This is a genomic window from Anaerosporobacter sp., assembly GCF_031551385.1.
Lineage (GTDB): Bacteria > Bacillota > Clostridia > Lachnospirales > Lachnospiraceae > Anaerosporobacter.
Window position 1 is genome coordinate 1 of the sequence record NZ_JAVBNS010000001.1, and the last position, 10,267, is coordinate 10,267.

Consider the following 10,267-nt stretch of genomic DNA (forward strand, 5'->3'; position numbering starts at 1 on the left):
TACTTTCCACAGTTTTTTATAATATTCATACTGACCATACTGTACATCAAAATATAAGAGTAAAAGAAAAATCATCTTTTACTCTTGACGTTTGTAACTTAACTTACGCATACAAGTGAAGTCACAGTACTAAATTATGACAGAATGTTTCTTTTTTTTCCAATACTTGACACATTTCTAACACTTTTAATTAATAGGATTATTTTTAGAAAGCCGTGAAAACAGTGTTAAAAGAAGGGTGAGATTATGTTAAGGAAAAAAGAAAAAAGAGGAAAACGTTTACATATATATAGATTATTGACTGCCTTCATGGTGGTACTCGGACTTATAGTTGGAGGAATCCTGCCATGTGCACGTGCTGATGCTGCGCAGTTAAGTATCCGGTACAATGGAAAGACCTATAAATACACCAACGTAGAGGCAAAAGTAACTCTGGATAAGAAAAATATAAATCTTGGTGGGACACCAGGAGTACTCATAAATAACACCTGCATGGTACCCGCTAAAAATGTATTTGCAAGTGGCCTAGGTGGAACTTATTCTTATAATTCTGCAGCTAAAAAAATCACAATTTCCAACAATAGTATAACCGTAGTCATGACTGTAAACAGCAAAACAGCCTATGTAAATGGTATCAAAAAGACATTGGACGAAGCACCTAAAAATATCACCTTTACGGGAAAGAATGTTACAAAAATATATGTACCATCTCGATTTGTAGCAGAAGCATTAGGCTATACATATGTATGGAATACGAAAAGCAAAGCGGCAGACATAACAAGCCCATTTATTATCAAATATGATAAAGATTGGACTATATATGCTGGAACCCAAGGAAAGGTATCTTTTGATGAAAAAAGCATTTCAGTTATGGAAATGCCAGGACTTATTTTTAATAATACAACACTGATTCAAGCCAATAAGGTTTTTAAAGCCAATTTAGGGGCCGACTATGTTTATGATAAGGCAAGCAAAACCGTAATTATTTCACAAAATGATATAGAAATTCTCATGACTTTGAACTCCACAACAGCACTTGTAAATGGACAAGAGAAAAAAATGGGAACAGCTCCAAGATTAATATATAATAAGCAGACCGGAAAAAGCCATGTTATGGTACCGGCTGAATTTGTCGCAACTAATTTAGGCTATGCATATCGCTGGGATTCTGATACCGCAACCTCCGTTATTACCACCAAGCCAAAGCCATTTTTCACCGAGCAATGGGCCAAAATTGAGGGGATTTCCATGATAACTCAGGTAGAAGGTTTTTCCTCCAATGGTTCTGAAGTTATCAATGTAACGGGTGAAAACTTGCCTGTAGCAACCGTTATTGATAATGGAACATACCTGGATGTTTACCTGGATGATATCTATAGTGGCTGTTCTTATAACAATTATTCAATGGATACTCAATATGTGCAAGGGATAACCATAGAACCATATAATAATGGCGTCAAGATTTCCATCCAGAAGGCTTATAACAGCGGTTACTATACCAAGACATCTGGTAAGATCTTCAGTATTGTGATTGGGAATGGTTATGATGCTGATATTGCAGCTGGTATGTTCCAGCTTAAGATGACACTTCCTCAGGGCGTTACCTTTGACTCAGTAACAACCGAAGACTTATATTATAAAAAGCAATTCACTCTTTTAATACCAGGCGACTATACAGCCTATTTTGTAACCAACCCAATAAACTATGATCTATCAATTGTTAACAGTGTAATTGTCGAACCTGATTTTGGAAATACAAAAATCACTGTAAACACAACCAAACTGCAGGGATTTGAGTTACTTGATTGCGGTACTTATGTAGGGGTGAAAATTGCCAATCCAAATCTCATCTACGATAAGATTGTTGTATTGGATGCCGGTCATGGCGGATCAGATCCAGGTACTTCCAAAACAGGAACCTTCGAGAAAGATTTGAATTATACCATTCTGTATGAATATGCAAAAGAATATTTTAACAGCCCGGAATCTAATATAAAAGCATATTGGACCAGATGCAATGATACCTTTATCAGCCTGGATGAACGAGCTGCATTTGCAAAATCAGTAGGTGCTGATTTGTTCGTCAGCCTGCACATGAATTCAGCGTCATCATCAGCCAGCGGAACAGAAGTATTCTATTCCAAAACCAACACTAATACTAGTATGATGGGCTCTTTGAATAGTCAGGATTTAGCAAGTATTTTTTATGAACAATTAATTTGGGATTTAGGACTAAGTGAAAGAGGTGTAAAAACAGCAGAGTTTGTTGTAATTAAGAAAAACACAGTTCCATCCGTTTTAATCGAGTTAGGATTCCTTTCCAATGCAGCTGACTATGCCTGCTTGATTGACCCGGAATTCCAGGATGCAGCAGCAAGATCCATTTACGATGCAACGGTGTCTGTATTTGACAACTATAGCACAGGAAGATAGGATTAAGATTAATGAATATAAATAAAAAAATTTTTTTTCATAATTATTTTCTTCAATGTTTTGTAGTAATTTTATTACTTTTGATTTCAATCAGTTTTATGCCAGTGTCAGCGAAGGCAGCAAAAAAAGATTCTACCCCGCCGAAAATTACCATGACGCTCACAGATAAAGTTCCGACCAATGGAAATGTCAAGTTGACAATAAAGGTCTCGGATGCTTCAGGAGTAAAAACGGTAAAATGGGCCAGTAAATCAAGATCCAATGAGTATTTTAGGGTAAATGGAAAAACGATTACATTAAAAAGCGGAAAAGCAGCGGTAACAATCAAAGAGAATGGTGTTTATACTTTTTATGCTATGGACAATGAAAAAAACACCAAAATCCAGAAAATTACAGTTTCTAATATTGACCGGACTGTTCCCCTATTAACGGTAGAAAAGAGTACAACCGAGCCAACTAATAAAAATATTACATTAAATCTTACGGTGGAAGATGATGAATCCGGAATAGCCTTAGCAAAATATCTGTCTGGTCAAAAAACAGAAGAGGATTTTGCAGAAAAAGGCACAACAGTAAAATTGACTGCCAAGGGTACTGGGAAAATAACTATAAAAAAGAATGGAGATTATTCCATATTCCTTCAGGACAAAGCTGGCAACGTCACCATTCAGATGGTAAGCATAAATAATATTGACCTGACAGCTCCAGTTTTGAATCCTACCTATTCGGTTATGTCGCAAGTGGCAACGGTTATGGTCAATGCAACGGATGAAGAATCTGGCATTAAAACGATAAAGTACTTGAAAGGAACCTATAAAACAGACTCTGAAAAGTGGTCCACCTGCAAAAACATTGTAGATGATTTGAGTTCCTTTACAATTAGTGCAGCGGGAAAATACACCATATACGCAGAGGACAATGCGGGGAATCAGTCCGTAGCTACCATACAGATTAATATGGAGCTTAAGGCTGTTTGGATTAGTTATCTGGAATTTGATAAATTCAAAGAATACACTTATAGTGAATTTAAAAAATACATAGATACGATTTATAATAACTGCGTTAAAATGAACTTAAATACGGTAATCGTTCAGGTAAGACCCATGGGCGACGCCATGTATCCATCACAATATTTCCCATGGTCAAAATATGCTTCTGGGGAGCAGGGGCTGGATCCAGGTTATGATCCATTGGAATATATGGTAACGGCGGCCCATAAAAGAAATTTAGAAATTCATGCATGGATTAATCCATACCGTGTTTCTTTAAGCGGAACCAACCCAAATACCTTATCAGAAGATAATCTAGCCAGAAGTTGGTCAAATGATGGTATAACAGAACGTTTTGTACTGGCTTACGGCGGAAAGTTATATTATAATCCAGCAATTCCTGAGGTTCAAAATTTGATTGCAGATGGAGTGCGAGAAATAGTTGAAAATTATGCAGTAGATGGTATTCATTTTGACGATTATTTTTACCCTTCTTTGGGAAGCGGTTATAAAAAGAATTTTGATAACATAGAGTACAATGAATATGTAGAGGCTTGCAAAGCAAGTGGAATTTCTCCAGAGGATATCCCACAATGGAGAAGGGATAATGTAAGCAATATGGTTCAGAAGGTGTATCGCACAGTCAAGGAGATCAACCCAAATTGTGTATTTGGAATCAGTCCGGCTGGAAATATCAGCAATCTATTATCAACTTCCAGTTACTACGTGGACATTAAGAAATGGCTCAGTTCTTCTGATTATGTCGATTATATCTGTCCACAAATTTATTGGAGCTTTGAACACCCAGTTGCACCATACAAGACTATCGTAAACGAATGGAATAAAATAAAAGTAAGTGAAACCATAAATATGTATATTGGATTAGCTGCTTATCGTGCAGGCGATTCAGAAAAAATAGCCAAAGGCTATACGGACGTTTCTTGGTCAAAATCAGATACGATTTTAAAGCGTCAGGTTGAATATGGCAGAAATACTGGAGCAGTAGACGGTTATATGCTTTTTCGATATGAGTCTTTACTTGTACCTAAGGCAAAAAAAGAAGTCCAAAATTTAATTTCTCTTTTTAATTAATATCTGTCTATAAATTAAGCAATACCATTAAGTTAATCTTTTTATCGGTATTCCAGTCAGTGGAATACCGATATTTTTATTAGTGTTAACTCTCTCGTAAACGAACAATATTGGCGGCAGCTCGTTTACGGGTCTCGTCTAAGGCAGCATAATGTTTTTTTGTAGTATTTACATCATTATGGCCTAAAATCTCTGCAACCAAATAAATATCGCCTGTTTCCCTGTAAAGGTTTGTGCCATAAGTACTACGCAATTTATGTGGAGTAATATGCTTTAGAGTTGTTACCTGACTGGCGTATTCTGTAACCAGATTTTCAATTGCCCGCGGTGTCATACGGCTTTTTTGAATGGATAAAAACAGGGCATTTTCATGTCCGGGCTTGGTCACTGTATTAAGGCGGCTAACTTCAATGTAATTTTCCAAAGCTTCTTCGACTTCATTTCCAAAGTAAACAAAATCTTCTTTTCCTCCTTTTCGAACTATTTTAATTCGATCATTTTTAAAATCTATGTCGGTTAAGTCCAGTCCAACGCATTCGGAGACACGGATTCCGGTACCAAGGAGTAGGGTGAAAATTGCCAGATTTCGCAGTTTATTCTTTTCGTAATATACTTTTTTCATGCCGGACAAATGATTTCCACCATGCTCAACAACATCTAACAAGGTTGCTACTTCATCATAATCCAAGCGAATAATTTCTTTTGAATGAAGCTTGGGCATATCTACTAAGACGGCTGGATTAGAGGATAATAACTGGCGTTTTGTAAGGTAGGCGTAGAAGGAGCGAAGAGAGGAGAGTTTTCGGTGAAGCCCACGCTCGTCATTTGTATGAACCTTTCCTTCGGAGTTATTATATAGCTTAAGGTATTCCAGATACTCCTCTATATCTACAGATTGTAATGGTTCCAGGTCATTTAAGGTAAAATCAGCCGTCATATAATCTTTGAATTTAGGGTTTGTATCTATTAAAAACTGGAAAAAAACTCTTAAATCATAGGCATAATTGATTCTGGTTCTGGCTGCAGTTCTAGGTTCAATACCTCGAAAATATTCACGACAGAAGTTAGGCAATGTATTTTGCAGTTCACGAAGTCTTTGGGTATTCTCTATCGTAACTTGTTTGCTGTATGGCAATGTGCTTGCTTTATTATTTGATGGTGTCATTTATAAAACTCCTTTCTACAAAACAAAAAATAATTATAATGTGATAAAAGTAAAGCTGATTACATTTAAAATCAAAGTATTTATTTTTTGATTACATTTAAGATCAAAGAATTTAATCAATTAAAAAAATCAGTTAATGTGAATCTTAAAGTCCATAGATAATTTCCGATAGATATAAATTAAAGTATAGGCAACAAAAAAAAGAAAATAATTAAAGTATAGACAAGAAGAAATAATTTATAAATACGAATTAGTTCATATGATATAACCAAATTGTACCACATCCGATAAAAACATTCAACTCTTTTTGAAAAACTAGGGTTTTGCGAATAGAGCTAAGGTGCAAAATAATAGTGCCCAATTCAGGCACTATCTTCGCTCACTTATAATTCGCTGTAATTCCATAATTTCTGCATTAGACAATGATTGGTTCTTCAAGTAATCGGTTAAAAAATTACTTAAGGAACCATTGTATAACTTATTAATCAATGCTTTCGTTTCAATATCCTGAACCGCCTTTTTGGAGATGCATGCCTTACATAAAAAACCGGGTTCTTCACGAGCAATTGCACCTTTGTCAATCAGGCGTTTTATAACGGTATATGTTGTATTTTTTTCCCAGCCAATATACTCCTTGATAATCTTTGAAATATCCTTAGCGGCTAAAACTTTATTGGACCACAAAAGCTCCATTATATTCAATTCGCCTTCGTGTAAACGTATTTCTTTCATAAACGAACCTCCTGCTAGAAATTTCTATTAAAGTAGAATGCTTTTCCAAACGACAAAATCATGCTATTTTATATATGGCAAAAACCTTGCAAAATCACAGTTCTACCGCTGTAGTGACGGATGCTGCTTGGTTCAAAAAAACAAGCGATTTATATTAAAAACTGCATTAAATGATGCAGAGTATTTATTTATAAAAAGCACAAATCTACTTGAAATCTACCTATGTAGAAGGTGCGAGCAAATTCATTCTACATTACTAGAAATGATTTGTCAATACGATTTTGTAATATTTACGCAAAAAAGTACATAAATTTGTAATATTTTTTTGTGCAAAAATAATAAAAAACAGTCCCCCAAATAGGACTGTTTTTTATTACTAGATGTTGTATTTGGTTATGCAGTAAGTCGCATATAATGGTATGTATTTTACCTTTTTATTACTAGAAAATTCTTTCGAGAAATTTTTCATGGAAATTTTCATTTGATATTCTATGGGAAATTCTTTGGAGAATTCAAATACATTTCTGGAACGGGTATTTTTATCTGCAAAAACTTCAATTGGTATATACTTCTCTTCTTTTGACAGAACAAAATCAATTTTGGCCCTGGAGTCGGACTCCCAAAAAAACAATGGAAATCCATTCTGAAATAGACATCCGGCAATGTAGTTTTCCAAAAGTCCTATTGAAAATTCTTTTTTGCTCTCAACCGAATAATAATTTAAATCTTTCGTGGCTTTTGATAAAAGCATTCCAACATCGGATTGATAGAGTTTAAATCGATTATTATGTTGGTCTTCAAAGTCGTATTGAGGCAGTGGATTTGCTTTTAAGAGCAGATTATGATTTACTAAAAAGTCAACTTGCGCTTCATATAGACTGTGTGTGGTACCTCTGCGAACCAGTGAATATTGAAATTTTTTATTTTTTTTGGACAGCTGTAATGGTATGGAATTATATAATGCTCTTGCTTTCAGGTAATCCCCTTCGGATAGCCTTGACTGAGCATAGTTTTGATAGTAAAAGTCGATTCGCTGATGCTGCTCTGGAGTGTTTGCGATTGTTTCCAATTGTATGTATTCATTTACAGCTGCAGGAAGACCGCCGATTACCAGATACTTATCAAAGAGATTTAGAAATTCTCGGTGAAGTATTGCAGGCAAAGGCTTACAATCTACAAAGTGCTCTTCGATAATGTCGGCATACCAATCATATCCCAGCGCTTCTAAAAACTCCTTAAAATCAATGGGAGCTATGAAAAGACTGTCATACAAAAAAGAAGTCACCGGTAAAATGGAACAATGACTGGAAATAAAGATAATGGATAAATCAGGTACGATGCTTTTTAAGTTGAGAATATTTTCTGCTAAAGGCGAATTAAATTCCAATTCATCTAAAACCAGAACGGTATTCTCGGTAAGCATTATACGGTAATCATTTTCCAACTCTTCTTTCATCTGATGCAAATCCAATTGTTCAAAACAATGAAAAGACGCAGGATTCTGTTCAAAATTCATATAAATTCGATTACGAAAAAAATCCTTTATGAATTCCAAAACTAAGTAAGTCTTTCCGACTCCTTTTGCTCCGGTAATAAATAAAGGGCATTTTTCTTTGGCATTTTTCCATTCGATAAGATAATCTAATTGCTTTCGTTTCAAAAAATCAGCCTTCTCTTCTATTTTTTTGATTTCTATTATAGCTTATTTTCAAGCTTATGCAGTAATTCTTGAAAATAAGCAGGTAAAGGCGCCTCAAATTCCATGTAAACGCCTGTAGAGGGATGAATAAATCCCAAGACTCTGGCATGAAGAGTCTGTCCATTTAAACGAAATTTTGATTTTGCTGGTCCATATACTTCATCTCCCAGTAAAGGATGATGAATACTGGACATATGAACCCGAATCTGATGAGTACGTCCGGTATCTAACTGACACTCTATATGAGCTAGATTCTGTTCCAGATTACGAATCAACCGATAATGAGTAATCGCTTCTTTTCCATTTTTATTATTAATAGCCATTTTTTTTCGGTCTATGGGATGCCGACCAATCGGTGCATTTACGACTCCCTCTGTTTCTGCTTCATTAAAATGATGATATACGATAGCTTCATATCGTCTGGTAATGGTATGTTCTTTTAGTTGCATTGCCAATGAATTATGTGCTTTATCGTTCTTACAAACAACGATTACGCCGGTGGTATCCTGGTCAATCCGGTGAACAATCCCAGGACGTAAAACTCCATTTATTCCAGACAGGTTGTCTTTACAGTGATATAATAAAGCATTTACAATCGTTCCTGTATAATGTCCTGGTGCAGGGTGTACTACCATATTTTTGGGTTTATCAATTACGATAACATCATCATCTTCATATAAAATGGATAAGGGAATCGCTTCTGGTAATATTTCCAAAGCAACAGGTGCGGGAACCTTAACTTCAACAAAATCAAAGGCTTTGACAATATAATTGGATTTTACCGGAACACCATTTACCAAAACCTGTTGATCTTTTATGAGCTTTTGTAAGTAACTTCTGCTTAGGGAATCCTCTATGGAAGATAAATATTTATCAATTCTTTGTTCGCCAGTCGTTTCCTCAACCTCAAAAACCCTTGTTTCCTCTAAAACATTCATACCGATATTCCTTTTTTCCATTTTAAAAATTCAAAGTCTTCATCTTTATAATAAAAGATTCCTAAAACTAGAAAAATTACGGAAGAAACCGTCACATAGCAATCTGCCACGTTAAAAATTGGAAAGTTAATTAATTCAAAATAGAAAAAGTCCACGACATAATTATTAAAAAGTCGATCAATAAAATTTCCAATTGCTCCTGCAGAAATAAAGATCAGAAGAATCTTCATTGGCAGATATCGTCGAGTATCTGGCAGCTTTTGATAAGCATAGCAGAGAACACCCAATGCAATGAGGGTCCCAATAATAAAATAACCAATCTTATTTTCCAGAATACCAAAAGCAGCCCCACGGTTTTCCAGATATTGGAGGCGAAAAACCCCATCAATAATAGGAATATCATTATTTCCCATTAAATGAGATTTGGCCAGATGCTTCGTAAATTGATCCAGCAGAACCAGTATAAAATTTACCCCTAAAAATATGCTCCATTTTTTCATCTAACACACTCCTAATTTATTCCATAATAAAAGCGATAGCTTCCTTAAGTTCTTCTTCTGTTACGCTTCGATCAACAAATGCATTTCCATTTTTCTTTAGTAAGATAAATTTAACTTGACCAGAATCCATTTTCTTGTCATGCTTTGTGATGGCAACCAGTTCTTCCAGGGTTTTTTCATGGTCTTTATCACTATGAAATGATACTGGCAAATGATATTTTTTTATGAATGAGATAATGTTATCCCTCATATCTTCTGATATATAACAACGCCGACAGGAAATATAGGCAGCTGCTACCATGCCAAGAGCAACACATTCTCCATGTAATAATGAAAAGTTCATAAATCGCTCAATGGAATGACCGATTGTGTGTCCAAAATTCAATAAGGCACGCTGGTTCTGCTCGGTAGGATCGGCTTCCACAACTCCTTGTTTGATCACACAGCTTCCATAAACAACAGCTTCTAAAGCTTCGTAATCCCGATTTAAAACTTCGAGATAATTCCGTGTTAAACTATCATAATATTTTTCATCTAAAATACAGCCATGTTTAATAATTTCACCAAAACCAGAATAAAATTCACGGTTCGGTAATGTATCTAATACGGATAAGTTAATATAGACAGCTTGGGGTTGATAAAAAGCCCCCACCATGTTTTTATAGCATTTGAAATCTACACCTGTTTTGCCTCCAATGCTGCTGTCCACCATGGAAAGC

8 protein-coding genes are annotated in these 10,267 nt (G+C 35.3%); 2 read left to right on the plus strand and 6 right to left on the minus strand.

Going from position 1 to position 10,267, the window contains the following annotated elements; genetic code table 11:
- Nucleotides 1–246 precede the first annotated feature (246 nt).
- Both RMR19_RS00005 and RMR19_RS00010 read left to right on the plus strand, forming a co-directional pair.
- The gene (locus tag RMR19_RS00005) at nt 247–2,433 is read left to right on the plus strand and encodes an N-acetylmuramoyl-L-alanine amidase (RefSeq protein WP_310601494.1); all 2,187 of its coding nucleotides are present in this window, start codon (nt 247–249) and stop codon (nt 2,431–2,433) included.
- A gap of 11 nt (nt 2,434–2,444) precedes the next feature.
- Nucleotides 2,445–4,514, plus strand: coding sequence for a glycoside hydrolase family 10 protein (locus RMR19_RS00010; protein WP_310601495.1), 2,070 nt, complete (start codon nt 2,445–2,447; stop codon nt 4,512–4,514).
- A gap of 85 nt (nt 4,515–4,599) precedes the next feature.
- Here the strand turns inward: RMR19_RS00010 and RMR19_RS00015 are convergent, their stop codons facing one another.
- The 6 genes from RMR19_RS00015 to RMR19_RS00040 all read right to left on the minus strand — a co-directional run.
- Nucleotides 4,600–5,679: a tyrosine-type recombinase/integrase gene (locus RMR19_RS00015; protein ID WP_310601496.1), complete on the minus strand. Its 1,080-nt coding sequence runs from the start codon at nt 5,677–5,679 to the stop codon at nt 4,600–4,602.
- Between the two features lie 369 nt (nt 5,680–6,048).
- Nucleotides 6,049–6,411, minus strand: coding sequence for a BlaI/MecI/CopY family transcriptional regulator (locus tag RMR19_RS00020; RefSeq protein ID WP_310601497.1), 363 nt, complete (start codon nt 6,409–6,411; stop codon nt 6,049–6,051).
- Nucleotides 6,412–6,787: 376 nt separating this feature from the next.
- Nucleotides 6,788–8,071: an ATP-binding protein gene (locus RMR19_RS00025; RefSeq protein WP_310601498.1), complete on the minus strand. Its 1,284-nt coding sequence runs from the start codon at nt 8,069–8,071 to the stop codon at nt 6,788–6,790.
- 35 nt (nt 8,072–8,106) lie between these two features.
- Nucleotides 8,107–9,048, minus strand: a complete 942-nt coding sequence (locus RMR19_RS00030; protein ID WP_310601501.1) for an RluA family pseudouridine synthase — start codon at nt 9,046–9,048, stop codon at nt 8,107–8,109.
- A complete protein-coding gene (gene lspA, locus RMR19_RS00035; RefSeq protein WP_310601499.1) occupies nt 9,045–9,548 on the minus strand; it encodes a signal peptidase II in 504 nt (167 codons plus the stop codon). Before lspA ends, RMR19_RS00030 begins: the two co-directional genes overlap by 4 nt.
- A gap of 16 nt (nt 9,549–9,564) precedes the next feature.
- On the minus strand, nt 9,565–10,267 hold a 703-nt coding region (locus tag RMR19_RS00040), incomplete at its 5' end, for a 3-dehydroquinate synthase (protein ID WP_310601500.1).